The organism is Streptomyces sp. MMBL 11-1, from assembly GCF_028622875.1.
Lineage (GTDB): Bacteria > Actinomycetota > Actinomycetes > Streptomycetales > Streptomycetaceae > Streptomyces.
The window spans coordinates 4,144,679-4,168,779 of the sequence record NZ_CP117709.1 but is presented as its reverse complement, the minus strand read 5'-3'; the positions used below and the strand labels follow the sequence as shown (position 1 = coordinate 4,168,779).

The window sequence follows — 24,101 nt, the reverse complement described above, 5'->3', positions numbered from 1 at the left end:
GGGCCGGGTGGTGCGCAAGCCCGTGCCCGCCCCGCGGATCTGCCGAAGAGTCCGACCTGTCGAAGAGTCCCGACCGGTGCCGGCGTTCAGACGGCGACGAGATCCCGCTCGCGGTCCGGCGTTTCGACCCTGGGCCGCCTGTTCGGCAGTGCGAGCCGGAAGACCTTGTGCCACGCGGAGAACACCTGCTTGGGCAGCGGGCCGGTGACGTACTCCAGCTCGTACTTCTCGAACAGCGCGCGCACCTTCACCGCGACCTCGGCGTACCGGTTGCTCGGCAGGTCCGGGAACAGGTGGTGCTCGATCTGGTGCGACAGGTTGCCGGTCATGAAGTGCATGGCCTTGCCGCCGCTGATGTTCGCCGAGCCCATCATCTGGCGCAGGTACCACTGGCCGCGCGTCTCTCCTTCGATCGACCGGCGCTCGAAGACCTGTACGCCCTCGGGGAAGTGCCCGCACATGATCACCGAGTGGGTCCAGACGTTGCGGACCAGGTTCGCGGTGAACGTGGCGGCGAGGGTGGGGAGGAACGACGGGCCCGACAGCAGCGGGTGGATCACGTAGTCCTTGAGCACCTGCTTGCGGATCTTGCGTCCCACCGCCTTGGCCCGCGCGCGGAACTCCGGGCTCCTGCGGCGCTCCTTGGGGAGGTTCTTGCCGAGCTCCAGGTCGTACGCTGCGATGCCGTACTCGAAGAAGCAGGCGTTGAGGAAGTTCCACAGCGGCTGGCCGAGGTGGAAGGGGTGCCACTTCTGGTCCTCGTCGACGCGCATGATGCCGTAGCCGAGGTCGTTGTCCTTGCCGATCACGTTGGTGTACGTGTGGTGCAGCTCGTTGTGCGAGTGCTTCCACTGATCGGACGGCGAGACGTGGTCCCACTCCCAGGTGGTGGAGTGGATCTTCGGGTCCCGCATCCAGTCCCACTGACCGTGCAGGACGTTGTGGCCGATCTCCATGTTGTCCATGATCTTCGCCACGGACAGCCCGGCGGTGCCGAGAAGCCACGCGGGCGGGAAGATCGAGAACAGCAGCACACCCCTGCTGACCAGCTCAAGCTTGCGCTGCGCCGAGATGACCTTACGGATGTAGTCGGCGTCCTTCTCGCCGCGGCCGGCGATCACCTCGTCACGGATCGCGTCCAGCTCGCGGCCCAGCTCCTCGATCTGCTCCGCGGTCAGGTGGGCGGTGGGGTCGATGGCGGTCAAGGTGCTCCTACCGTTCGATGTCACAGGGGCCCGCCGCGGCGGACACGCAGGTCTGGATGAGGACGCCGGGCTCGGCCTCGGTGATCTCGCCGGTGCGCAGGTCGCGGACGGCGCCCGCCTTGAGTGGTGTGACGCAGCCGAAGCAGATGCCCATGCGGCACCCGGAGGGCATGAGCACGCCGGCCTCCTCGCCGACGTCCAGCAACGGCGTGACGCCGTCCGCGTCGACGGTCCTGCCGGTGGTGCTGAACGTGACCTCACCGCCGTCACCGCCGTCACCGGCGACGAGGATGCCGGGTTGGAACCGTTCGGTGTGCAGGCGTTCTCGGACGCCGTGCTCGGCCCAGTGCTCCTCGGCGGCGTCGAGCAGGCCCCCGGGCCCGCAGGCCCAGGTCTCGCGCTCGGCCCAGTCGGGCACGAGGTCGTCGAGACGCGCGATGTCGAGCCTGCCGTCGGTGTCGGTGTGCACCTCGGTGAGCCGGAGCCTCTTGTCCGCGACCAGGCCGTGCAGTTCGCTGCGGAAGATCACGTCGTGAGGCTGTGGCGCGCAGTGGACCATGACGACGTCGTCGAGCTCGGTGTCGCGCAGCATGCCCATCACGGGCGTGATGCCGCTGCCGGCCGTCAGGTAGAGCACCTTGGCGGGCCTGGCCCGCGGCAGTACGAAGTCACCGGTCGGCTGGTCGAGCCGGATCAGCGTGCCCGGTTTCGCCCTGCGGACCAGGTGGTTGCTGACCTTGCCGTCCGGGACCGCCTTCACGGTGATCGTGATCCGGCCGTCCCGGCGGTCTGTCGGCGAGGTGAGGGAGTAGGCACGCCACAGGCGCACGCCGTCGACGTCGACCCCGATCCTCACGTACTGACCGGCCGTGTGGCCGCGCCAGCCCCGCCCCGGCCTGATCACGACGGTCGCGGCGTCACCCGTCTCGGAGTGCACGGCCTCGATGCGCCCGCACAGGTCCGCGCCCGCACGCAGCGGGCTGACCAGGTCGAGGTAGTCCGACGGCAGGAGCGGCGTCGTGACCATCTCCAGCAGTTTCCACGCCCTGCTACGGAGGGCTGCACTCGTCATGACTCCAGCTTGCTGCGCCTCACGGCGTAAAGTCCTAACCACAGGACGTAAAACTGGTCAACCGAATTGTTCGCAGGGAACAAAGTCCGCAGGGAACGGAAAATGAGCTATGCCATCCGGAGGGCCAGCGAGCTGACCCTGGACGAAGCAACGGTCACCGCGCTCCGGGCCGCACTGAGGACCACCGCCGACGAAGTCGTCCAGGCGATCATCGACGAGGTCCCTCCGTACGCCAATGCCCTAGCGGGTCGCATGGGCGCCACCATCCGCAGAGCCGTCCGCACCGCCCTGGGGCACTATCTGGACCTCGCGAGCGGGAAAGCCACCGGGGGCGACGCCGGTGACGCCGCCTACGAGCTGGGCCGCGGCGAGGTACGCGACGGCCGTTCGATGGACGCCCTGCTCAGCGCCTACCGCGTCGGCGCCCGCGTCGCCTGGCGATGCCTCGCGGCGGGTGCCGTGCCCGCCGGCCTGCCCGCCGCCGAGGTCGCCAAGTTCGCCGAGCTGACCTTCGCCTACATCGACGAGCTCTCCGCCGCGAGCGCCGCGGGTCACGCCGACGGGCTGGCCGCCCGGGGCAGGGCCCACGAGCGCCACCTGGAGCACCTGGCCCGCGACCTCCTCGCCGGCGCGAGCCCGGACGTGTTGCTGGCCTCCGGTCAACGGGCCAGGTGGCAGCCTCCGGTGTCGCTGACCGCCGTCCTGCTGCCCGCCGCCCAGGCCCGCCCGGCCTACCGGACACTCGACCCGAGCACCCTCGTCCTCGACGATCTGCCGGATGCCACCGGTGTGCTCCTGGTCCCCGACGCCGACCGGCCACGTCTCCTGCGGCAGCTGACCGACCGCGCCGCCGTGGTCGGCCCGGCCCGGCCATGGACCCGTGCGTCCGCGTCGTACGCACGAGCCGTACGCGCGCGCTCCCTCTCCTCCGACATCCGGGACACCGAGGACCACCTGCCCGACCTGGTGCTCAGCGCCGACGCGGACGCGTTCGCAGACCTGCGCGCCCGAGCCCTCGCACCGTTGCGGACCTTGCCCGCCGCAACCGCGCGACGGCTGGAGGAGACCTTGCGGGCGTGGCTGCTGCACCAGGGCAGGCGGGACGCGGTGGCGTCGGCATTGTTCGTCCACCCGCAGACCGTCCGGTACCGGATGGCGCAGCTGCGGGAGCTGTTCCCCGATCTCGCGTCACCACACCGGGTCCTTGAACTGACGCTGGCGGTCGGCCTCCGGGGCAGCTGACCCGCCACCCGGCACCCCTGACTCGGCACCCGTAACCCGGCACCCGTAACCCGGCACCCGTAACCCGTCATTCGCCACCCGTCACCCGGCATCCGCCGCCCGCCCTCCGCCTACCGCCGTCCGGAGACCCACCGGGGCCGACCGGCCCGGCGCACCGCGCGAGGGATGATGGGATGCCGTACGAAACGTGAGGTCAGGAGCTTCCGTGGCACAGCTGGTTCACCGCCCTCGCGAGGACGCGGAGTTCGACTTCATTCTCGGGAAAAGCAGGATCCCGGTCCTCGCGTACTTCACCGGGGCATGGCCCAAGGCCATCGAGCCCTGCCGGGTGATGGACCTCGTCATGGGCGACATCGCCGACGACCGCGTGGGCCGCCTGACGGTCGTCCGCACCGACATCACGCGCTGCCCGGCGGCGACCGAGCGATACGGGATCACCGGCGCCCCGTCCTGCGTTCTGCTGAAGGAAGGGGAGGCAGTGGCGCACGGCACGGGGCCCATGACCATCGACGAGGTACGGGAGTTCCTGGACGGTCACCTCTGAGCCGCCGCCGCGGCGCCCGAACCGCGGCTTCGGGTCAGGACTCGACATCGAATTCGAGTTCGTCGTAGCGGCGCTCCGCGATCTGCTCCCGAGAACCGGAGACGAAGGTGATGCAGTCCCCGCCGAAGACCGCGCTCTCCGGTATGGACAGGAACAGTACGTTCCCGCGGTCCTCCAATGGGTCGTGCCAGGCGCGGGCGAAGCCACCGAGCTGAATGCCGTAACCCCAGCGCACGGCAAGGATCGCCCCCATCTCATCTATCAGGTTGTCCACACGGCGGGCCCGTTCGGCGTCCCCCTCGGCGTAGTCGACCGCTTCCGCCACATGCGACCGGTGGAGCGCGCCGGGCATGGTGGTCCCGGCCACCGCGTAGAGCGGGAACGATTCGCTGGACTTCGGGGCGTCCTGCTCCGCTTCTCTTGGGTGACGTTCGACGGTTTCGGTCCCCGTGGGCACGTAAATGACGAAGCCTTCGTCCTGGTCCGTGACTTCGGCGAGGACAGCCACCTGGCCGTCGTCGGGAAAGTCGATGTCGAGGACGCCGGTGGGTATGGCCGCGCAGTCGACGGTCACCAGGTGCGGCACGTACGCGGGCACGTCCACACCCTCCGGCAGGTGGGCGGAGCCGCCTGCCCGGGCGGCCGGACGGGCGCTGTTCCGCAATTCCTCCGGCAGTTGCTCGAAGGGGCAGAGGTAGACGCAGGGGCGCAGAAGGCGGACGAACGCCTCGGCGACCGGTCCGGGGACGCCAAGGGCCCGCCCGGCATCGCGGATGGTCTCACGGACGGCTTCATGTGCGATCGCGGTCATGGACGCCACGGTGCCATGCCTCACTGACACTGCTCTGTTGCTCTGTTGCTCTGTTGCTCTGTTGCTGTGCTGTGGTGCTGCGGTGCAGCTGTGCTGCCCCCTCCGCCGGGTACCCATCGCCACCACCGAGATAATATTTGACCGATCGTTTCACTATCGCCTAGGGTTCGACCGTGGCCAGAACCAAGGAATTCGACCCCGAAGCCGCGCTGCAGTCAGCCCTTGAGCTGTTCTGGCGGCGCGGCTACGAGGCGACCTCGATGGCGGACCTCGTCGAACACCTCGGCATCGGGCGCGCCAGCATCTACGCCACCTTCGGCAACAAGCACGAGCTGTACCTGAAGGCCCTGGACCGCTACCGCGAGAACGGCGACGCGGACCTGCTGCGCGAACTCTCCCAGCCGGGGCCCGCGCTGCCCGCCGTACGCACGGCGGTGCGGCGATTCGCGGCCGAGGCGAACGCCGACGCCCATCGCGCCAAAGGGTGTTTCATCACCAACACGGCCGCCGAGCTGGGCCCCCACGATCCGGCGGCGGCCCGTCGGGTCGAGGCGAGCTGGGACCACTTCGAGACACTGCTGCACTCGGCGCTGACCCGGGCACAGGCGCAGGGCGAGCTGCCCGCGGACCGCGATCCGCAGGCGCTCGCACGGATGCTCCTGGTGCTGATGCAGGGGCTGCGGGTCGTCGGCAAGGCGTCGACAGGGCCCGGCCGGGCGCGGGACGCCGCCGAGCAGGCGCTGAGCCTGCTCGACTGAACACCGTCTCTCGCGGGAGGGCGGCCGAACAGCGCTTCCGGGCAGCACCCCCTGACAGCGCCTTCTGACAGCACTCCCGGGCAGCACTCCGGACAGCACCCCCCTGCGGGAGGTGCCTTCATGGCCGCATAACAGAACGTTCAGTCAAGTATCGGGGGAGAAGTGACCGAGCCGCAGAGCTGCAACGCCACGATCGCGGCCGGCCCGGCCGGGGACGCACCCGGGGCCGGGCCCGCGTCCCCGTCCGGGCCCGCACCCGGCCCTGCCTTCGCGCTGCTCGGCATCGTCCAGATGTCGCTGCTCTTCACGCTCACCTCGCTCGTCGTGCCGCTGCCCCGGATAGGCCGTGCATTCTCGCTCGACCGGACCGACTTGATCCTCCTCACCTCCGCCTACGGACTGGCCTTCTCCGGGCTCCTGCTCTTCGGCGGTCGTGTCGCCGACCGTTTCGGTGGGCGTCGCGCCCTCACCGCCGGACCGGCAGGGGCCGCCACGGGCCTCGCGCTGATCGCGTTCACAGGGCTGGAACCCCACCACTCCTACGCGAACGGGCTTCTCCCCGGCCTGCTCACGCTCGGCTCCGACAGCACTTCACTCGCCGCGACGGCAGTCCTTCTCACCGTCGCCGCGGCCATCAGCCTCCGCACCGAGTACCCGAGCAACAAAGCCACCCCGTTGCCCAGTGACCACATTGCCGAGTGACCACGTAACCGCGCACCACGCGCCGTCCAAGGGAGTCATCACCATGTCCGCACGCTTCACCGGAAAAGCCGTCCTCGTCACCGGCGCGGGATCAGGCATCGGCCGGGCCGTCGCGCTCGCCTTCGCCGCCGAAGGGGCCTCGGTGGTCGCGGCCGGCCGTACCGCCGCTTCGCTCGACGAGACGGTCGCCCTGATCGGGAAGGAGGGTGGGTCGGCGGTCGCTGTCACCGCGGACGTGAGCCGCACCGAGGACGTCAGGACGATGGTCCACCGCACCGTCGAACACTTCGGAAGCCTCGATGTCGCCGTCAACAACGCGGGCGTCTTCCGGGGCGGCGCTGCCCTGGCCGACCTCTCCGAAAAGGACTGGCGCACCCTGCTCGACATCAACGTCACCGGTGTGTTCCTCAGCCTTCAGGCCGAGATCGCCCGGATGCGCGACCAGCCCCACGGCGGGGCGATCGTCAACATCGCCTCCAACCTCGGCGCGCACAGCCGCATCCCGGGCGTGGCCGGCTACATCGCCACCAAGGCGGCCGTCTCCGCCCTGACCCGGGCCGCCGCCCTGGACCACATCGCCGACGGGATACGGATCAACGTCGTCAGCCCCGGCGCGACCGCCACCACCATGTCGCTGCAGCCGGGCGAGACCGAAGCCGACCGGGCCGCCCGGATGAAGGGCGCGTCCCCGCTGGGCCGGGTCTCCTCCACCGCCGAGGTCGCGGCGGCCGTGCTGTATCTGGCCTCGCCGGACGCCGCTTCGGTGGTCGGCAGCGATCTGGTCATCGACGGCGGCTCCTCCGCCTGACCGCGCTCCCGGGCCGGTGCCGCCGGCACCGGCCCGCCACAGGGCGGGCCCGTCACCGCCGGCCGACGCCCCGCGCGGTCCGGATGCCGGTCAGCCGTGCGTCGCGGAGCTGTACGCGAACAAGGCGATCACGGCGGCGACGCACACGAGGATCACCCATGAGCTGAAACTCGTGTGCCTGCCGCCGCCGTTCCGCCGCGCGGACCGGCGGGACCTACGGGACCGACGGGGCTGACGGGACTTCCCGGGCCGCCCCGTGTCCGTCCGGTCCGGCGCGGGCCGCGACGCGTCGGCGGCCGCGTCGGCCAGCAGGCGCCGACAGGTCGTGGCGAGCGCGCCCGTACCGGCGGAGAGGGGCACCACGGCCTCCGAACGCGCCGGCGCGGTGGTTCCGCCGTCCAGGATGCGCCCCGCGCGTACGAGGATCTCGTCCCGGCCGCCCGCCGGGGCGAGGCTGATCCACCGCCGTACGTGCTCGCCCCGGATGACCATCCCCCCGGACCGCTCCCGGTACACGGTGTGCTCCCGCCACAACACCGTCGCCAACTCCTCTGCGGTGTCTCTCAGTTGTGCGCCCGCCATCCGTCCCCCCACCTCGTGTCGAATCGAACAAGCATCGAACTCTACTGGCGGGCGCGGGTCCCGGAGCATCAGCCCCACCCCACGACGGACGGCCGGCCCGAACCGCCCGCCCGTACCGCCCGGCGACTCCGCCCGGCCGGTCGCTGCTGGTCACCGCCCGTCATTGCCCGTCACTGCCGATCGTCGCTGGTCGCTGCCGGCCGCAGCCCGTGGCCGTTACAGTGGCCGTCGAAGGCGGGGGGCAGCTGTGGACTTCGGGGTACTGGGTCCGCTGACCGTGCGGCAGGCCGGCCTGCCACGGGAACTGGAACTGGGCACGCCGAAAGCGCGGGTCCTGCTGGCGGTCCTCCTGAGCCGGCCGGGCCGGCCGGTCTCCGACGACGCGCTGGTGGAAGCGGTCTGGGGCGAGGACCGGCCGAAGAGCGCCGCCAAGAACGTACAGACCTACGTCCACCGGCTCCGGCACCGCCTGGGCGACCCGCGACGCATCGCCCGTGAGGGCCGTGGCTACGTGCTGCGGGCCGACCGTGCCGAGGTGGACGCGGCACACTTCGAGGACCTGGCGGCCGCGGCCCGGGCGGCGCTGGCGGCCGGTGAACGCGAGCGGTCGCGGCGGCTGTTCGCGGAGGCCCTCGGCCTCTGGCGGGGCCCCGCGTTCGCCGGGATCGCCGATCTCCCGGCGCTGGGCCCGGAGGCCACACGCCTCGACGAACTGCGGCTCGGCGTACTCGAGGAGCGCATCGACGTCGATCTCCGGCTCGGCCGGCACGGCGAGCTTCTCGGCGAGCTGACGGCGCTGACGATGGAGCACCCGTTCCGCGAGCGGATGTGGGCCCAGCTCATGCTCGCGCTGTACCGCTGCGGCCGTCGGGCGGACGCGCTGCTGGCCTACCTCCAGGTCCGCCAGGTCCTCGCCGAGGAGACCGGTCTGGAACCCGGGCGCCCGTTGCGGGAACTCCACCGGGCCGTTCTCGGCGAGGACCCCGCGCTGGACCGGGAGGCCGGGGACGGGGAACAGGGCCGGCGGAGCACCGCGGTCGCCCGGATGCTGCCTCCGGCGCTCGGCGACTTCAGCGGGCAGCGGGCGGAGTTGGCGGAGATCGAGGCCCGGCTCCGCACGGACCGCGCCGCAGACGAACCGGCCGCGACGGTGACGGTCTCGGGCCCCGGCGGGGTCGGCAAGACGGCCCTCGCGGTGCAGGCCTCGCATCGGCTGAGGTCCGCGTACCCCGACGGTCAGCTGTTCGCGGCGCTGGACGGCGCGCGTACGCAGCGGGTCGCACCGGCCACGGTCCTCGGCCGCTTCCTGCGTGCGCTGGGCGTGCCCGCCACCGCGGTGCCGGACGACCCCCAGGAGCGCACGGATCTCTACCGGGGCCTGCTGGCGGAGCGGCGGATCCTGGTGGTGCTCGACGACGCGTACGACGAGGAGCAGCTGGCGCCTCTGCTGCCGACGAGCGGTACGTGTGGCGTGATCGCCACCGGCCGCGTACGGCTGGCCGGTCTCGGCGGCGCGCACCGGGTCGAGCTGCGCGAGATGTCCGAGGCCGACAGCCTGGCCATGCTGCGCGGCAGCACGGGCGGCCGGCTGGCCTCGGCCGCCCCGGCGGACCTGTCCGACCTGGTACGGCTGTGTGCGCGGCTGCCGCTCGCGCTGCGGATCGCCGGGGCGCTCCTGGTGTCCCGGCCGCACTGGCGGCCGGCGGATCTCGTGTCACGGCTGGCCGACGAGCAGCACCGGCTGGACGCCCTGCGCTACCGCGATCTCGAAGTACGGGCCAGTTTCGGGCTGAGCTACGAGGGGCTCCGGCCCGGGGCTCGGCGGCTGTTCCGGCTCCTCGGGCTGCTGGAGGCGCCCGATTTCCCGCTCTGGGCGGCCGCTGCCGCTCTCGACACCGGGCTGCGGGCGGCCCGGGAGCTCCTCGACGAGCTGGTCGACGTCCACCTGCTCGACGTCACCGGGGCGCCGAACGGCCAGGCGCGTTACGGGTTCCACGACCTGATCCGCGCGTACGCCCGGGAACGCGCGGAGGCGGAGGAGCCGGTGGAGGCCCGGGACGGGTCCGTCGTCCGCGTCCTCAGCGCGCTCCTGGCCTTCACCGACATCGCCGACCGCGACCACATGGGGCAGAACATGTTCCAGCGGGACGCCGACCGGTGGCAGCCGGCAGTGGTGGAGGCGAGCCTGCCGCCCTCCGTGCCGCCGATGGAACTGCTGGACGCGGAACGCGTCGCCCTGGTGGCAGGGGTGCGGCAGGCCGCCGAACTGGGCAGGGACGAGCTCTGCTGGGAACTGGCCGTGGGCGGGCACGCACTGTTCGAGACGGAGCGGTACTTCGACGACTGGCAGGAGTGCTACGGGACGGCGATGGGTCTGGCCAGGACCGCGGGCAACCTGCGGGGCCGGGCCAGACTGCTCATCTCGATGGCCGGACTGCTCTACACCCGGCGCCGGTACGGGCCGGCCGAGGAGTCCAACACCGAGGCCATGGAGCTGTTCGAGCGGATCGGGGACCGGCGGGGCTATCTGGAGGCCCTGAGCAACGCGCCGTTCTTCCTCGTGCCCAACGGCCGGCTGACCGAGGCGATCACCGCCGGCCGGGAGGCTTTTGAGCGCCTCGACGCGGGCGGGCAGCCGGCGGCCGCTCTGCACGCGTACTCACAGGTCGGCCTCGCCCATCTGCAGGCGGGCAGACCGGAACGCGCGGTGGCGGTCCTCACGGAGATCATCGACGGGGCGAGGAAGCAGGGCATCCGGGCCCTGATCGCGCGCGACACCTACTGGCTCGGCCAGGCGCAGCTCGCGCTCGGCCGGCCGGCGGAGGCCGAGGAGTCGTTCACCGAGCTGAACGAGTGCGCCCGGAGCATCGGGTCGTCCGGGACGTTCTACACCGCCCACGCCTGGGGCTGTCTCCACCTGGCCCGGGGCGAGTACACCGAGGCGCGCCACCGTCTCCTCGAAGGCGTCGGGATCGCGCGCGCACTCCACGACCCCATGTTCGAGACCCGTGTCCTCATCGACCTGCTCGATGCCCGCCTGTACGGACCCCACGATCTGCCGGCCGCGATCGGCCGGGGGGACCGCGCGGTCGAGGTGGCCCGCGGAATCGACTATCCGTACCTGCTCGCGGGCGTGCTGGAGAAGCTCGCCCGCCTGCGGGCCGCCGCGGGGGACGCCGCCGCCGCACGACGACTCGCCGACGAGGCGGCCGTCGCGCGGGACCGGGTCCGCTGAGCCGCACCGCCCGGCTCGTGTTCCTGGCGTGTACCCGCCGTATTCCGGGATGTGACATCGTGCGCGTCGACGACGGAACGCCGTCGGGGGACCGCTCCGGCGTGTTCAGCCCGGTGGCGGTCCCTCTCGCCACCATCGAACGTTCGAAGCCGCCGTATCGGACGGCTCTCGTAACCAGTGAGGTAGTAGTAGTGCACAAGCGACGTATCGTGTCCGCGGCCGCTGTGGTCGCCCTGAGTCTCGGGCTCTCGGCCTGCAACGGCGACGACAGCGACCCCGCGGCGAAGGATTCCCCTCCGGCGTCGGCCCCCGCCCCGTCCGAGCCGGGCGAGCCGAGCGAGGCGAGCGAGAGCCCCGCCGCCGACGGCGGCGCCGACACCGACGCTCCGGCCGGGGGCGAGGGGGACGCGACCGCCCCGGGCACGAAGCTCAAGGTCGGCGACAAGGCCACTCTGCCGTTCGCGTACACGAGCGCCAAGAAGGGCACCATCGCCGTGACCGTCACGGCGATCGAGAAGGGCGCCGAGGCCGATATGGCCGCCTTCGGTGACAAGGCGAAGGGGATGACGCCCTACTTCATCAAGATGAAGGTGGAGAACGTCGGCGGCACCGACCTGTCGTACGCGTCGCTGAAGCTGGACGGTGTGCTGGAAGGGGGCACCGGCACGGGCGTCGTGCTGATCGGCGACATCCCGGGCAAGTGCGACAGGGAGACCGCGCCTCGCGAGTTCACCACCAAGGGCGCGTCGTACGAGACCTGCTCGCTCACCGCCACGAAGGGCGCGCCGGTCACGGCCGCCAAGTTCGACGAGGGTGACGCGTACAGCGACAGTCCGGTCGTCTGGTCCAACTGAGTTTCGTCTCAGCGGACTTGACGCCTGCGGGAGGGGTCGGGCCTCGCTCAGCGCACGGGGAATCCGAAGGAGCGGCCCTGCTCCTCCAGCCAGGGCAGGACCTCGCGCAGAGCGGCCAGCGTCTGGGACCGTTCCCCTCCCGCGTCGTGGAAGAGGATGGTCGGCCCGTTGGAGATCTCACGCTTGACGGTGGCGACCATGGTGTCCGCGCCGGGGTGCTCGAAGTCCTTGGTGTCGACGTTCCAGCCCAGCGGTCGCATCCCGTGGGACGCGGCGAGCTGACGGCTGTACGGGGTGAAGGCGCCGCCCGGGGCCCGGTAGTACTGCGACCGGACGCCTCCGGACGCCTTGGTGATCATCCGTTCGGCGTCCAGGATCTGCTGGGACTGGTAGGCCTCGGACTTGGTGTCCATGGTGGTGTCGTGCGAGACGGTGTGGTTGCACAGCCGGTGGCCGTCCGCCACGACCGCCTTGACCAGGTCGGGGTAGGCCTGGGCCTGGGTGCCCACCATGCAGAACGTGGCCTTCACACCGCGGTCCTTCAGCAGGCGCAGCACCTGCGGCGTCCAGACCGGGTCCGGTCCGTCGTCGATGGTGATGTTGACGCCCCGGGCCCCCCGGTCCGAGGCGTGCGCGATGCCCGCCGCCACGTTGGCCGCGGGCCGCTCCCGCGCGTCCGGCGACGCGACGGCCGCCGACGGCCGCCCCCCGGCCGGGCCGGCCTGCGCGGTCCACACCGAGGTGGCGGCGGCCAGGGCCGTCACGCCGAGCGCCGCCGCGAGGAGCCGGCCGTGCCATGCCCTTCCCTTGTGCTTGCCCATGTCCGCCCGCCCCTTTTTGCCGTCTCCGCCGATCCCGTGCACCCCTCCAGACGGGCGAACGTCTCGGCGGGATGCCTCGGTTACCGATCCCGGACATATCTGCGGGCGGCCGGCGACCATCGGGACCGCCGAGCGATCGGGGCAGTGGGCGCGGTCCCCGGGGAGGCCGCCGCCGGAGAGCACCGGAGGCACACTCCGTTCTTTGCCCACTCTTTACCGGGATCGGGGCCGATGCCGGGATGGCGAGGCGGCGCGAGCGCGTTCAGGCCGGGTGGACCACCCCGGCTATGGACAGGAATCCGACGTGACAGACGTGACAGACGTGACAGACGTGACAGACGTGACGGCACACGCGCCGACCGACGTGACGACCGACGTGACAGGCACCGCAGCCCCGGCAGGCGGCGAGGTGGCCGCCGCCCGCGCGGCGGCCACCCTCTCCCGCCCGTTCACCGTCCGCGGGCTCACCGCCCGGAACCGGATCGCGATGGCGCCCATGACCCGGCAGTTCTCCCCGGACGGCGTTCCGGGACAGGACGTGGCGGACTACTACACCCGCCGGGCCGCCGGTGACGTCGGGCTGATCATCACCGAAGGCACCTACGTCGACCACGCGTCCGCGGGGACCAGCGACCGGGTCCCGCGCTTCCACGGCGAGGCGGCGCTCGCGGGCTGGGCGCACGTCGCGGAGTCCGTGCACCGCGCGGGCGGCGCGATCATCCCTCAGCTGTGGCACGTGGGCGTGACCCGCACCGAAGGCACCGGGCCCGTGCCGGACGCCGAGCCGGTCGGCCCCTCGGGCCTGTCCCTGAGCGGCGAGCCCAAGGGGCGCGCCATGACGCAGCAGGACCTCGACGACGTCATCGCCGCCTTCGCCGACGCGGCGGCGGCGGCCGAGCGCCTCGGTTTCGACGGCGCCGAACTGCACGGCGCCCACGGCTACCTGATCGACCAGTTCCTGTGGTCCGGCAGCAACCGGCGTACCGACGCCTACGGCGGCGACCTGGTCGCCCGGACCCGTTTCGCGGCCGAGATCGTGGCGGCCTGCCGCGCCGCCGTGTCCGACGCCTTCCCGCTCTTCTTCCGGATGTCCCAGTGGAAGTCGGACGCCTACGAGGCGAAGCTCGCCGAGACGCCGGAGGAGCTGGACGCCCTGCTCACACCGTTGGCCGAGGCCGGTGTCGATGTCTTCCACGCGTCCACGCGCCGCTACTGGCTGCCGGAGTTCGAGGGATCCGACCTGAACCTGGCCGGCTGGGTGAAGAAGATCAGCGGCCGGCCGACCCTCACCGTCGGCTCGGTCGGCCTGGACGGCGACTTCTTCGGCGCCTTCCAGGGCAACGACTCCCCGGTCACCGGGATCGAGCAGCTGCTGGACCGGATGGAGCGCGACGAGTTCGACATGGTCGCCGTCGGGCGGGCGCTGATCTCCGATCCCGAGTGGGCGGCGAAGACCCTGCGCGGGCGTACCGCGGACATCACCCCGTTCACCGCGGACATGCTGACGACCCTGCACTGACCCGCGCGTCCCCCCGGCCGCCGGCCCCCGGGCCTGTGCCTTGCGCTCTGCGCTCTCTGGTCTACACCCTGCGGTCAACACCCTGCGGTCAACACCCAGCGGTCTACGCCCTGCGGTCTACGCCCTGCGGTCCGCGCCCCAGGCTCTGTCCGCCGCCGCCGGGAGGCCCGCTCGGATCGCGGTGATCAGGGCGCGACTGGCCTCGTGGGCGGCGGCGCTGCCCTCGGCGGGGGTGGTGCCGGGGCGCTGGTGCAGCACGACCCCGAGGACCAGACGGGAGACGCCGGCGACCTCCTGCCGGGTGGCCCAGACGAGGTTGCCGCCCGCCGGGGTGGAGGAGCCGGTCTTCAGGCCGATCACCCCGTCGTGCCCGAGCAGCTTGTTGGTGTTGCGGAAGGTCACCCCGGCGCCGGGGGCCGTGACGGAGTCGGTCGCCACGATCTGCCGGAAGGCCGGGTCCTCCATGGCGGCGCGGGCCAGCCGCAGTTGGTCCGCCGCCGTGCTCCTCGTACTCGCCTCCATGCCGCTCACCCCGGTGTACGTGGTGGCGCGCATGCCGAGCCCGGCGGCGGCCCGGTTCATCTTCGCGACGAACGCCTTCTCGTCGCCCGCGTCCCAGCGGGCCAGCAGACGCGCCACGTTGTTGCCCGACGGCACCATCATCAGCTCCAGCAGCCGGCGTTGGGTGTACTCCCGCCCGGCGAGCACGGGGGCGGTCGTCTCGACGGAGGAGTACGACTCGTCGGCCGCCCGCTGGTCGGCGACCACGGTCGCGCCGGGAGCGCCGGCCCGCATCGGGTGACCCTTGAGGATCACGTAGGCCGTCATGACCTTGGTGACGCTGGCGATCGGGACCGGCTTCTGCTCGCCCCGGGTGCCGAGGCTGCCGACGCCTTCGACCGCCACGCTCGCCTGGCCCTCGCGCGGCCAGGGCAGGTGCATCGACCTCGCGAGCGGCACCACCTCCTCCCCCGCGCCCCCGGCGGCCGGTCCGACCGTGGACCTGTCACCGCCGACCGCGTACCACCCGGCCGTACCCGCCACGAGCACCACGGCCGCCGTCAGGGGTACGAGGACCGAGCGGCGGAATCGGAAGCGGGAACGCACGCGGAAACCGCTCCCGGTGGCGGGGGCAGGAGCAGAGACAGAGACAGAGACAGGGGCGAGGCCGGGAGCGGGAGCGGGAACGGGGGTAATAAGGGGATCAGAGGGAACGGCAGGGGCGTCGGGGGTCTCGGGGGTCTCGGGCATGGGCTCCTCCAGGTGGCAGCGCGGTTTCCCGTACCTCTGTCACCTTCGGGGAGTCGTTCTTCCGCACCCGCTCAGCGCCGTTTCCGCCCCCGCGAGAGTGCGTTTCCGTTCCGTATCAGGCCGGACGCGGGGCCAGGTCGAGGGTGGCCAGCGCTCCGCCGTCCGGGGCGTTCGCGAAGGTCAGCCGGGCTCCGAGCACCTCGGACTGGCCCTGGGCGACGGTCAGGCCGAGACCGTGCCCCCGGCCGCGTTCGCTCGCGCCGGTGCGGAAGCGCTGCGGGCCCCGCTCCAGCAGATCGGGCGGGAAGCCCGGCCCGTGGTCGCGTACGGCGATCCGTGCCCCGGTCACGGTCACCTCGACGGGGGCCGCGCCGTGCCGGTGGGCGTTGGTGACGAGGTTGACCACGATCCGCTCCACCCGGCGCGGATCGGTCTCCACCACCTCGGCGGCCCCGACGGTGACCCGGGTGTCCGTGCCCGTACGCCGCACCACGTCGGCGACCAGGTCGCCCAGCGGCACCGGGTCGGGGCGGGAGCGTTCGGCGCCCGCGTCGAGACGGGAGATCTCCAGCAGGTCCTCGACCAGCGCGTTCAGAGCCCGTAGCCGGTCCCGTACGAGACCGGTCGCCTCGTCGTCGTCGGGCAGCAGCCCGGCGGCGGTGACCAGGCCCATGAGCGGGGTGCGCAGTTCGTGCGCGACGTCGGCGGTGAAGCGCCGCTCGTTCTCCAGCTTGCGCTGGAGGGCGGCGGCCATGTCGTCGACGGCCGCCGCCATCTCGGTGATCTCGTCGCGGGCCCGCCCGGCGGGGCCGATGCGGGCGTCCAGGTCGCCGTCGGCGATACGGCGGGCGGTACGGGCTCCGTGGCGCAGCCGCCGGTTGATCGGTTCGGTCGCGGCGGCGGCGAGCGGGACGACGAACAGGAGGGCGACGAGGACGGATTTCACGATGCTGCGGTCCAGCAGCTGAAGGCTGCGGACCTCGGCGCTCATGTCGTCCCGGACGACGAGGAACTGATCGTCGCCCACGGCGGCGGCGCCCCACATCCAGTACCAGTTGGGCGGCTTCGCGTCGTACCAGGTGGCGTACCCGCCCTCCCGGTCCGGCAGGGCGGCGAACTCGCGCGCCAGCGCCTCGGGCAGCTCCGCCGTGGACCGTACGTCGATGTCGGCCGGCGCCTTCCCCGTACGGGAGAACTCCCGGTCGGCGGCGGTCAGCCGGGTGAGGGCCCGGTCGGTGCCGACGTCCAGCCCGCGCTCCCGGGTCGCGTCGTGCACCAGGAACCCGATCACGGTCGCGACCGCGCAGCACGCGACGGCGGCCAGTGCGGCGATCTTCCAGCGCAGGGCCCGGGGGTTGAGGAAGTCCACGGCGTCCGCCGGCCGCTCAGCCGCGTACGAGCTTGTAGCCGAAGCCGCGGACGGTCTCGATCCGGCCGCTGCCGATCTTCTTGCGCAGCCGGAGGACGCACAGGTCCACCACCCGGGTGTCGCCCTCCCAGCCGTAGTCCCACACGTCGCGCAGCAGCCGGCGGCGGTCGAGCACCGAACCGGGCGCGGCGGCGAACTCCAGCAGCAGCCGGAGTTCGGTGGGGGTCAGTGACACGGTCTCACCGGCCCGGCGCACCTCCATGCCGAGGGTGTCCACGCTGAGATCCCCGAAGACCAGGAGGTGATCGGCGGCTCGGCCGGACTTCCGGGCCGCGGGGCCCTCCGCCTCCGGGCGGAAGGTGGCGCGGCGCAGCAGGGCGCGGATCCGGGCGACCATGACGGCGGTGTCGACGGGCTTGATCACGTAGTCGTCGGCCCCCGCCTCCAGGCCCGCGACCACGTCGAGGGCGTCGCCGCGCGCGGACATCATCAGGACCGGGACGGGGCTCTCCTCGCGGATCCGGTGGCACAGGCCGATGCCGTCCAGTTCGGGCAGCATCACATCGAGGATCAGCAGGTCGTGCGCGCCCGCGCGGAAGGCCTCCAGGCCGCTGAGTCCGTCGACGGCCACGTCGACCCGGTAGCCGTAGCGTTCCAGGGCCAGTTGGACGGCGCGGCGGATCGTGGCGTCATCCTCGACCACGAGCACGCTGACGGGGGCCGGGCCCCGGGGATCGGACACGCTGCCTACCTGGGCGTTCGAGGTCATCGGTCGCTCGCATCGTAGTCGGGGAAGGGGAGGGTGGCGGGCCCGGCCACCCGGGCCGCCGCGCCGAGGTCACCGGCTCAGCGTGGCCGCCACCGGAAGGTGGTCGCTGCCGGTGGCGGGCAGCGTCCAGGCGGCGCGCGGGGTCATCCCCCGCACCAGCACGTCGTCGATGCGGACCACCGGGAACGCGGCGGGCCAGGTGAACCCGAGGCCGTCGCCCGCCTCCCGTTGCGCCGAACGCAGCTGCGAGGTCACCGGGGCCAGCGCCCCGTCCTGGTACGTCCCGTTGAAGTCACCCAGCACCACGACCCGGGGCGCGGGCTCCGCCCGGAGCGCGGCGGCCAGCTCGCGGGCCGCCTCGTTGCGCCGGCCCGTCGTGAATCCGGCCGCCGAGACCCGTACCGACGCCAGATGGACCGCGTACACGGCGACGGGCCCGTCCGGGGTCCGGGCCGTGGCGCGCAGCGCGCGGGTCCACGGCATGATCGGCACCGCCTTCACGTCCGCCAGCGGGTATCTGCTCCAGATGCCGACCCCGCCGAGCACCGCGTGGTGCGGATAGGCGTCGGCCAGTTCGCGGGAGTAGACGGCCGCCGACGCGTCGGACAGCTCTTCGAGCGCCAGCACGTCCGCGCCCGCCCCGGCGAGCACGCGCGCGGTGCCGGCCGGGTCGGGGTTCCCCTCGCCCACGTTGTGGCTGACCACCGTCAGGTCGCCTTCCCCGCCGCCCGAGCGCTTGTCGGTGAGCGCGCCGCCGAAGAGCGCGACCCAGACGACGGCGGGCGCGAGCACCGCCACGGCGGCGGTACGGGACCGGCGTACGGCGGCGAGCCCGAGCAGGACCGGCACGCCGAGGCCCGTCCAGGGCAGCAGCGTCTGGAAGAGGCTGCCCGCGTTGACGCCCGCGTTCGGGATCCACGCGTGGAGTGCCATCGCCGCGGCCCAGACGACCGCCGCGGCGGCGAGCCACCGGCCGGGGCGGCGGGCGGGCCGCGCGGTGGACCCGGTGGACCCGGTGGACCCGGTGGACCCGGTGGGGGCGGGCCCGGGGGCGGGCGCCGCGTCCGTGGGGGGCGCTGCGGCCTCCGGTGGGCTCAGCACGGCACTGGTCTCCTGACGTCGGCGTACACCGGGGATCGGGTACGCCGACAGCCTCCGGGAACGCCGCTTCCGGCTGGTCAGGGGCGCGCTTCGAGCACCGCACGGCTCTGTATCGGGTAGGTATCGGTACGGAGCACGGGGACGGGGCACAGGGGACGGGCACGGGGCACGAAGCACGGACCGCTGCCCTGGCCGCGACCGGCCGGTGCACCGGCGCGGGGGTGCCGGAGGGGAGCCCACGCCGACACCGACGCCGCTACCCCTGCCGACGCCGACGCCCCTGCCGACGCCCCTGCAGCTCCCCCTGCCCCTGCCCGGCTCAGCGGGTCTCGGTGAGCGGGCCGTACGCGTCCGGGCGGCGGGTGGTCAGGAACGGGAACAGCTCCAGCCAGTCGCGCCGGGCGTCGAGATCGAGATCGGCGACCAGCACGGCGGGCTCGTCGCGGGGGGCCTGGGCCAGGACGCGGCCGTACGGGTCCACGATGAAGGAACTGCCGTAGAAGACGAGGCCGTTCTCGGCGCCGATACGGTTCGGCACGATCATGAAGGTGGCGTTGGCGATGGCGTTCCCGGTGATCACCTTCTGCCAGAGCGGCTGGGAGTCGAAGCCGGGGAAGCCCGGCTCGGAGCCGATGGCGGTCGGGTAGACGAGGACGTCGGCCCCGGCGAGCGAGTAGGCGCGCGCAAGTTCCGGGAACCACTGGTCCCAGCAGGTCGGCAGGCCGAAACGGGCCTCGTCGACCGTGACCAGCGGGAAGGCGTCGTCGCCCGCCGGGCCGGGGCGGAACCAGTCGTCCTCGTAATACCCCTCGGTGACCGGGATGTGGGTCTTACGGGTCCGCTGGGCGAGGGTGCCGTCGGGGGCCACGAGGATCGCGGTGTTGTAGCCGAGGCCGTCGTCCTCGCCGCCGGGCGCCGGGGCCTTCTCGTACAGCGACGCGTGCACGTACACGCCGTGCTCCCGGGCGGCCCCGGCCGCGAACGTGAAGGTGGGGCCGGTCAGCAGCTCCTCCGGCGCGGCGGGCCCGGGGTGGCCGGCCCTGCGCGCGACGGCGAAGTACGGCGACAGCGTCAGCTCCTGGAGGCAGACCACACGGGCACCCTCGGCGGCGGCGAGCCGGACGCCTTCCAGCAGGGCGGCCCGGTGCTCGGCGGGGTCGTGGTGCCAGCGCTGCTGGACCGCCGCCACGCGCAGGGGGGCGCGCTCGGCGGGGCGGGTCCGGGTCGGGGACGCGGGCGGGTCGTACGCGGTGATCAGACGCATGGCGGGTTCCTGGGGAGGCGGGGCGGCGGGCGGCCGGGGGCCACGAACAACAGTGCCGGAACGTTCCGGCACTCCCCGAACCTAACCGTGCCGGAACGTTCCGGCAACCCTCCGGCCCGCTCTGGGCGAACGTCTAGACTTCATCCCCGTGACCTCCCGGACCGTGACCCTGCTCGATGTCGCCCGCGCCGCCGGGGTCTCCAAGAGCACCGTCTCCGACGCGCTCCAGGGTTCGGGGCGGGTCGCGGAAGCCACCCGGGACCGGGTCCGCACGGTCGCGGAGGAGCTCGGCTACCGCCCCAACAGCGCCGCCCGGCATCTGCGCCGCGCCAGCACGGGAGCCGTCGGGCTGCACCTGCCGGCGACCGCGACCCGGCTGGACTACTACATGAACCTCGCCTTCGGGGCGGTGGAGCGCGCCCAGGAGGACGGGCTCGACATGGTGCTGCTCGCCCCCTCGGGGGCGTCGGGCGGGCGGATCGCCTCGCGCGTCGACGGCCTGCTGGTGATCGACCCCGAGGCCGGCGACAGCGCGGTGCCGGGGCTGCTCGACGCGGGCGTCCCGGTGGTGACCGGCGAGCGCTACCTCGGCCCGGCCAACAGCCCCAGCGGTGCCGTGGTCTGCGACAACGCCGCCTCGCTGACCGCCCTCCTCGACCATGTCACCGAGCGCGGCGCCCGCCGCCCCGCGCTCCTGGCCCCGTCCGGCTCCTCCGCCTGGGCGACCGCCCTGCGCGCGACGGCCGGATCCTGGGGGCGGGCCCACGGGGTGGCGGTGACCCTGCGCACCGTGCCGTTCGCGGCGACCCCGGCCGAGGCAGAGGCGGCCACCCGGGCACTGCTCGCCGACGACCCCGCCGTGGACGCCGTGATCTGCGCCCCCGACGGCTCCGCCCCGGGCGTCCTGCGCGCGGCGGCGGCCCTCGGCCGGAAGGCCGGCAGGGCGGCCGGGGAGGCGGACCCGCGTGCGGGCGCGGCCCTCCTCGTCGCGTCCTGCGTCGACGGCCCGGCGACCCGGGGCGCCGAACCGCCCGTCACCGCGGTCGACCTGCGCCCCGCCGCGTACGGGCGCGCCTGCGCCGACCTGCTCTGCGACATCCTCGCGGGCCGCGCGGCCCCCGACACCGTCCGCCGCCACGCCTGGTCCCTGGAGACCCGTACCTCGACCGGTGCGCCGGGCTGATCCGCACCCGGACCGGGCAGCCGATCCCAGCCACCCCCAGCCGGGCACCGGAGGACCCGGGCGGCCCGGCCCGCAACCCAATCCCCGGGGCTCCGGAGCCGGTTGCCGTCCTCCAAGCCTCCGCAATGTGAACGTTGTGCGTCGACTGGCAACTGGCGTGGCGGCCTTGACATTTCAGCGCGCGGCCAGTGATAAGATCATCTTACTTCCAGTGGGCTGATGGCGTGTGGGGGCATTCCGGGAGGGATGAAATCCTCGGCCCCACCTTCGGAGGGGCACCTCCCGAAGCGGCGCACGGTCGTGGCGAACGAGCCGTGACTGCGTGCCGCATGACGGGGTGTCAAGCCGTTTCCGCCATGGCACTTGAAGTGAGTCTCATGACATTTCCGCAGGGCCCCGTCATCTGGGCGCTGGTTGTCGTCGCACTGGTCGCCGTGGGAGCCGTTCTGCGGGCTCGCGCGACCAACGTCAAGCTCCGCAGACACCATGCCGAGCTGCGCCAGGAGCGTGACGCGCTCCTGCACCAACGGGACGAGCTCCACGTCGTCCACAACGGTCTGCTCCAGCGTCAGTCCACCGAACTCGCGGAGGTCCGCAAGGACGCCGAGGAGGAGACCAAGGCGGTCCTCAAGGCCGCCGTCCGCACCCTCCAGGGCCTCGCGGACGAACAGCAGGTCGTGATCGAGAAGGCCCAGCGCAAGTACGGCGACGACCCCGGGATCCTCGCCGACCTGATGGCCATGGACCACGCCAACAGCCAGTTCGGCCGGCGCGCCCAGGGCATCGCCGTGCTCTGCGGCGGCTGGCTCGGCCGGCGCGAGACCGTGGCCTCCGTCTTCGACGTGGCCCGCAGCGCCCAGGGCCGTATCCGGCACTTCGACCGGGTCCGGGTCAACGGCCAGGTGAACTTCTCCGTCGTCAGCCGGGCGGTCGAACCCGTCGCCGTGGTCCTCGCCGAGCTGCTCGCCAACGCCACGAACTACTCCGCCCCCGGCACCCCGGTCGAGATCAACATCCAGGCCGTGCCGACGGGTGTCTGCCTCATCGTCGACGACGCCGGTCTCGGCATGGGCCAGGAGGAGAAGGACCGCGCGGCGGCTCTCCTCTCCCCCCAGGCCGCGATCAGCGTCTCCAGCCTGGGCATCCCGCCGCAGTTCGGGTTCGCCGTCTCCGGGATGCTCGCCGCCCGCTACGGCTTCCGGGTCTCGGTGGACTCCGTTTCCCCCTATGGAGGCGTACGCGCGGTGGTCCTCATCCCCGACGAACTGCTCACCACCGAGGCGCCGCCGGCCGTGGCGCCCGTGGAAGCACCCGAAGCGGCAGCTTCCCAGGCGCCGCAGGTGCGGCAGGCCGACCAGTGGCAGGCCGCCCCGGCCCCGGCGCCCACCCCGCTCTTCCCGCCCACCCCGCAGCCCGACACCGCCACCCAGCCGCTGGCCCAGATCACCACCACCGCCGGGGGGCTGCCGAAGCGTCGTCGTAAGAGCCCGGTCTCCGCCGTGCCCTCGGCGGTACCGGAGCCCGTGCGCAGCAACGAGGAGACCGCCTCCCGACTCGGCGCGTTCCAGCGCGGCACCCGGTCCGGACGCGACACGACGACGACGGAAGGACCCGAGTTCCAGTGAATCCCGATCTGTCCTGGGTGCTCAACGACCTGCTCCAGGTACCCGGCGCCCGGCACGCGATCCTGGTGTCCGCCGACGGCCTGCTGCTCGCCAACTCCAGCGAGATCGGCCGCGACGACGCGGAGACCGTCGCCGCGGCGATGAGCTCCATGCAGTCCCTCAGCCGGGCCGTCGCCCCCTTCATCGGAACCCGTGAGCCGGGCCGCTGGCGGCAGACGCTCCTGGAGTACGAGGACGGCTGGATCTTCCTGATCGCCGCCGGCAGCGGCGCCTATCTGGCCGCCACCGCCGCCGCCGACGTGGACATGGAGGCGATGTCGTTCCGGATGCAGCAGCAGGTCACCGCGCTGGGGAAGGCGATGACCACGCCGCCCCGCCAGAACGCGGGCAGCGACATATGACCGCGCCGGGCGAGGAGCAGCAGGTCAGCAGCGGGTTCGTCCGGTCCTATGTCATCACCGGCGGGCGGGGGCTCCCCGACGCGGAGGACCTCTCCCTCGTCACCCTGGTCACCCTCGCCCCCGACCGCCAGCCGCCGCCGAACCCGAGCCCCGAGGTCAAGGCGATCTGGGAGCTGTGCTCCGGCGGCTACCTGTCGGTGGCCGAGGTCGCCGGTCACCTCGGCCTGCCGGTCGGGGTGGCCCGTCTCCTGCTCCAGGATTTAAACCAGCAGGGACACCTGCTGCGCCGGAAGGCGCCGCCGCCGGCCCAGCTCGTTGACAGAAAGATCCTCGAAGAGGTGTTGCATGGACTCCAAGTCCGGTTCGGCTGAGAGCATCTATGTGCCGGACGCGGTGCGGCACGCGGCGAAGATCCTCGTCGTCGGGCACTTCGCGGTGGGCAAGACGACGCTGATCGGCACGCTGTCCGAGATCACCCCGCTGCGCACCGAGGAGCGGATGACCCAGGCCGCGGCCCAGGTCGACGATCTGCGCGGCGCCCCCGACAAGACGACGACGACGGTCGCTCTGGACTTCGGCCGCCTCACGCTCAGCGACGAACTGGTGCTGTACCTGTTCGGCACGCCGGGCCAGCAGCGGTTCGTGGAGCTGTGGGAGGACATGGCGCGCGGTTCGCTGGGCGCGCTGCTCCTGGTCGACCCGGCGCGGCTCGCCGACACGTTCCCCGTCATCGACCTGGTCGAGACGTACGGGCTGGAGTACGCGGTCGCCGTCAACAGCTTCGACCCGTACTCGCAGCACGCCGAGAACGAACTGCGCGAGGCGCTCGACCTGCTGCCCGACACCCCGGTCGTCTACTGCGACGCCCGCGACCAGAACTCCTCCGCGCAGGCCCTGATCACCCTGGTCCGCCACCTTCTGGCGCACACGGCCTGACGCACCCCCACACGTATCCCGAGCCGGGGCCGACCGGGCCCCGCGATCA

The 24,101-nt window shown here is 72.7% G+C and carries 23 protein-coding genes; 13 read left to right on the top strand and 10 right to left on the bottom strand.

Annotation, left to right across the window (positions count from 1 at the left end; translation table 11 throughout):
- Nucleotides 1-86 precede the first annotated feature (86 nt).
- Nucleotides 87-1,205: a fatty acid desaturase family protein gene (locus PSQ21_RS18340; protein WP_274031627.1), complete on the bottom strand. Its 1,119-nt coding sequence runs from the start codon at nucleotides 1,203-1,205 to the stop codon at nucleotides 87-89.
- Nucleotides 1,206-1,212: 7 nt separating this feature from the next.
- Nucleotides 1,213-2,232: a ferredoxin reductase gene (locus tag PSQ21_RS18335; protein ID WP_274035823.1), complete on the bottom strand. Its 1,020-nt coding sequence runs from the start codon at nucleotides 2,230-2,232 to the stop codon at nucleotides 1,213-1,215.
- Nucleotides 2,233-2,379: 147 nt separating this feature from the next.
- On the opposite strand from PSQ21_RS18335, the gene PSQ21_RS18330 reads away from it, so the two are divergent.
- Together PSQ21_RS18330 and PSQ21_RS18325 are read left to right on the top strand one after the other, a co-directional pair.
- Nucleotides 2,380-3,519, top strand: coding sequence for a PucR family transcriptional regulator (locus PSQ21_RS18330; RefSeq protein WP_274031625.1), 1,140 nt, complete (start codon nucleotides 2,380-2,382; stop codon nucleotides 3,517-3,519).
- A 205-nt stretch (nucleotides 3,520-3,724) separates the two neighbouring features.
- Nucleotides 3,725-4,063: a thioredoxin family protein gene (locus PSQ21_RS18325; protein ID WP_274031623.1), complete on the top strand. Its 339-nt coding sequence runs from the start codon at nucleotides 3,725-3,727 to the stop codon at nucleotides 4,061-4,063.
- A gap of 34 nt (nucleotides 4,064-4,097) precedes the next feature.
- Here the strand turns inward: PSQ21_RS18325 and PSQ21_RS18320 are convergent, their stop codons facing one another.
- A complete protein-coding gene (locus PSQ21_RS18320; RefSeq protein WP_274031621.1) occupies nucleotides 4,098-4,874 on the bottom strand; it encodes a hypothetical protein in 777 nt (258 codons plus the stop codon).
- Between the two features lie 173 nt (nucleotides 4,875-5,047).
- On the opposite strand from PSQ21_RS18320, the gene PSQ21_RS18315 reads away from it, so the two are divergent.
- The 3 genes from PSQ21_RS18315 to PSQ21_RS18305 all read left to right on the top strand — a co-directional run bounded on the left by PSQ21_RS18315 (nucleotide 5,048) and on the right by PSQ21_RS18305 (nucleotide 7,142).
- The gene (locus PSQ21_RS18315; protein ID WP_274031620.1) at nucleotides 5,048-5,632 is read left to right on the top strand and encodes a TetR/AcrR family transcriptional regulator; all 585 of its coding nucleotides are present in this window, start codon (nucleotides 5,048-5,050) and stop codon (nucleotides 5,630-5,632) included.
- Between the two features lie 162 nt (nucleotides 5,633-5,794).
- Nucleotides 5,795-6,334, top strand: a complete 540-nt coding sequence (locus tag PSQ21_RS37825) for a hypothetical protein (protein ID WP_337961676.1) — start codon at nucleotides 5,795-5,797, stop codon at nucleotides 6,332-6,334.
- A gap of 43 nt (nucleotides 6,335-6,377) precedes the next feature.
- The gene (locus PSQ21_RS18305; protein WP_274031619.1) at nucleotides 6,378-7,142 is read left to right on the top strand and encodes an SDR family NAD(P)-dependent oxidoreductase; all 765 of its coding nucleotides are present in this window, start codon (nucleotides 6,378-6,380) and stop codon (nucleotides 7,140-7,142) included.
- Between the two features lie 90 nt (nucleotides 7,143-7,232).
- On the opposite strand, the gene PSQ21_RS18300 is transcribed toward PSQ21_RS18305, so the two are convergent.
- Nucleotides 7,233-7,724 (bottom strand): hypothetical protein, encoded by a 492-nt coding sequence (locus PSQ21_RS18300; RefSeq protein ID WP_274031618.1) that lies wholly within the window; start codon nucleotides 7,722-7,724, stop codon nucleotides 7,233-7,235.
- Nucleotides 7,725-7,971: 247 nt separating this feature from the next.
- Here PSQ21_RS18300 and PSQ21_RS18295 point away from each other — a divergent pair, with 247 nt between their 5' ends.
- Both PSQ21_RS18295 and PSQ21_RS18290 read left to right on the top strand, forming a co-directional pair.
- Nucleotides 7,972-10,959: an AfsR/SARP family transcriptional regulator gene (locus tag PSQ21_RS18295; protein ID WP_274031617.1), complete on the top strand. Its 2,988-nt coding sequence runs from the start codon at nucleotides 7,972-7,974 to the stop codon at nucleotides 10,957-10,959.
- Between the two features lie 191 nt (nucleotides 10,960-11,150).
- Nucleotides 11,151-11,813 carry a hypothetical protein gene (locus PSQ21_RS18290; protein ID WP_274031615.1) on the top strand — a complete coding sequence of 221 codons (663 nt, stop codon included), beginning with the start codon at nucleotides 11,151-11,153 and terminating at the stop codon, nucleotides 11,811-11,813.
- Nucleotides 11,814-11,860: 47 nt separating this feature from the next.
- On the opposite strand, the gene PSQ21_RS18285 is transcribed toward PSQ21_RS18290, so the two are convergent.
- A complete protein-coding gene (locus tag PSQ21_RS18285; RefSeq protein ID WP_274031614.1) occupies nucleotides 11,861-12,634 on the bottom strand; it encodes a polysaccharide deacetylase family protein in 774 nt (257 codons plus the stop codon).
- A gap of 376 nt (nucleotides 12,635-13,010) precedes the next feature.
- Here PSQ21_RS18285 and PSQ21_RS18280 point away from each other — a divergent pair, with 376 nt between their 5' ends.
- Nucleotides 13,011-14,153: an NADH:flavin oxidoreductase gene (locus tag PSQ21_RS18280; RefSeq protein WP_274035821.1), complete on the top strand. Its 1,143-nt coding sequence runs from the start codon at nucleotides 13,011-13,013 to the stop codon at nucleotides 14,151-14,153.
- A 117-nt stretch (nucleotides 14,154-14,270) separates the two neighbouring features.
- On the opposite strand, the gene PSQ21_RS18275 is transcribed toward PSQ21_RS18280, so the two are convergent.
- From PSQ21_RS18275 to PSQ21_RS18255, 5 genes are all read right to left on the bottom strand, one after another.
- Entirely contained in the window at nucleotides 14,271-15,206 is a 936-nt protein-coding gene (locus PSQ21_RS18275; RefSeq protein WP_337961701.1) for a D-alanyl-D-alanine carboxypeptidase family protein, read from the bottom strand.
- A gap of 313 nt (nucleotides 15,207-15,519) precedes the next feature.
- The gene (locus tag PSQ21_RS18270; protein WP_274031612.1) at nucleotides 15,520-16,773 is read right to left on the bottom strand and encodes a sensor histidine kinase; all 1,254 of its coding nucleotides are present in this window, start codon (nucleotides 16,771-16,773) and stop codon (nucleotides 15,520-15,522) included.
- A gap of 16 nt (nucleotides 16,774-16,789) precedes the next feature.
- Nucleotides 16,790-17,542, bottom strand: coding sequence for a two-component system response regulator CseB (gene cseB / locus PSQ21_RS18265; RefSeq protein ID WP_274031611.1), 753 nt, complete (start codon nucleotides 17,540-17,542; stop codon nucleotides 16,790-16,792).
- 69 nt (nucleotides 17,543-17,611) lie between these two features.
- The gene (locus tag PSQ21_RS18260; RefSeq protein ID WP_443334395.1) at nucleotides 17,612-18,643 is read right to left on the bottom strand and encodes an endonuclease/exonuclease/phosphatase family protein; all 1,032 of its coding nucleotides are present in this window, start codon (nucleotides 18,641-18,643) and stop codon (nucleotides 17,612-17,614) included.
- Nucleotides 18,644-18,962: 319 nt separating this feature from the next.
- Nucleotides 18,963-19,907 carry a carbon-nitrogen hydrolase gene (locus PSQ21_RS18255; protein ID WP_274031609.1) on the bottom strand — a complete coding sequence of 315 codons (945 nt, stop codon included), beginning with the start codon at nucleotides 19,905-19,907 and terminating at the stop codon, nucleotides 18,963-18,965.
- A 148-nt stretch (nucleotides 19,908-20,055) separates the two neighbouring features.
- Here PSQ21_RS18255 and PSQ21_RS18250 point away from each other — a divergent pair, with 148 nt between their 5' ends.
- The 5 genes from PSQ21_RS18250 (at nucleotide 20,056) to PSQ21_RS18230 (ending at nucleotide 24,052) form a co-directional block, all read left to right on the top strand.
- The gene (locus tag PSQ21_RS18250; RefSeq protein ID WP_274031608.1) at nucleotides 20,056-21,090 is read left to right on the top strand and encodes a LacI family DNA-binding transcriptional regulator; all 1,035 of its coding nucleotides are present in this window, start codon (nucleotides 20,056-20,058) and stop codon (nucleotides 21,088-21,090) included.
- Between the two features lie 377 nt (nucleotides 21,091-21,467).
- Nucleotides 21,468-22,715, top strand: coding sequence for an ATP-binding protein (locus PSQ21_RS18245; protein WP_274031607.1), 1,248 nt, complete (start codon nucleotides 21,468-21,470; stop codon nucleotides 22,713-22,715).
- Nucleotides 22,712-23,116: a roadblock/LC7 domain-containing protein gene (locus tag PSQ21_RS18240; RefSeq protein ID WP_274031606.1), complete on the top strand. Its 405-nt coding sequence runs from the start codon at nucleotides 22,712-22,714 to the stop codon at nucleotides 23,114-23,116. Before PSQ21_RS18245 ends, PSQ21_RS18240 begins: the two co-directional genes overlap by 4 nt.
- Complete coding sequence (locus tag PSQ21_RS18235; protein WP_050358393.1) at nucleotides 23,113-23,487, top strand: DUF742 domain-containing protein; 375 nt, start codon at nucleotides 23,113-23,115, stop codon at nucleotides 23,485-23,487. The genes PSQ21_RS18240 and PSQ21_RS18235 overlap by 4 nt, the downstream gene beginning before the upstream one ends.
- Nucleotides 23,462-24,052 (top strand): GTP-binding protein, encoded by a 591-nt coding sequence (locus tag PSQ21_RS18230; RefSeq protein ID WP_274031605.1) that lies wholly within the window; start codon nucleotides 23,462-23,464, stop codon nucleotides 24,050-24,052. Before PSQ21_RS18235 ends, PSQ21_RS18230 begins: the two co-directional genes overlap by 26 nt.
- Nucleotides 24,053-24,101: the final 49 nt, after the last annotated feature.

What these genes read in the sequence shown, in the direction of transcription:
- PSQ21_RS18300 (WP_274031618.1), bottom strand. Translation starts at nt 7,724, where the DNA reads ATGGCGGGCGCACAACTGAGAGACACCGCAGAGGAGTTGGCGACGGTG.
- PSQ21_RS18335 (WP_274035823.1), bottom strand. Translation starts at nt 2,232, where the DNA reads ATGGTCACGACGCCGCTCCTGCCGTCGGACTACCTCGACCTGGTCAGC.
- PSQ21_RS18235 (WP_050358393.1), top strand. Translation starts at nt 23,113, where the DNA reads ATGACCGCGCCGGGCGAGGAGCAGCAGGTCAGCAGCGGGTTCGTCCGG.
- PSQ21_RS18230 (WP_274031605.1), top strand. Translation starts at nt 23,462, where the DNA reads ATGGACTCCAAGTCCGGTTCGGCTGAGAGCATCTATGTGCCGGACGCG.
- cseB (WP_274031611.1), bottom strand. Translation starts at nt 17,542, where the DNA reads ATGACCTCGAACGCCCAGGTAGGCAGCGTGTCCGATCCCCGGGGCCCG.
- PSQ21_RS18245 (WP_274031607.1), top strand. Translation starts at nt 21,468, where the DNA reads ATGACATTTCCGCAGGGCCCCGTCATCTGGGCGCTGGTTGTCGTCGCA.
- PSQ21_RS18255 (WP_274031609.1), bottom strand. Translation starts at nt 19,907, where the DNA reads ATGCGTCTGATCACCGCGTACGACCCGCCCGCGTCCCCGACCCGGACC.
- PSQ21_RS18305 (WP_274031619.1), top strand. Translation starts at nt 6,378, where the DNA reads ATGTCCGCACGCTTCACCGGAAAAGCCGTCCTCGTCACCGGCGCGGGA.
- PSQ21_RS18330 (WP_274031625.1), top strand. Translation starts at nt 2,380, where the DNA reads ATGAGCTATGCCATCCGGAGGGCCAGCGAGCTGACCCTGGACGAAGCA.
- PSQ21_RS18320 (WP_274031621.1), bottom strand. Translation starts at nt 4,874, where the DNA reads ATGACCGCGATCGCACATGAAGCCGTCCGTGAGACCATCCGCGATGCC.
- PSQ21_RS18285 (WP_274031614.1), bottom strand. Translation starts at nt 12,634, where the DNA reads ATGGGCAAGCACAAGGGAAGGGCATGGCACGGCCGGCTCCTCGCGGCG.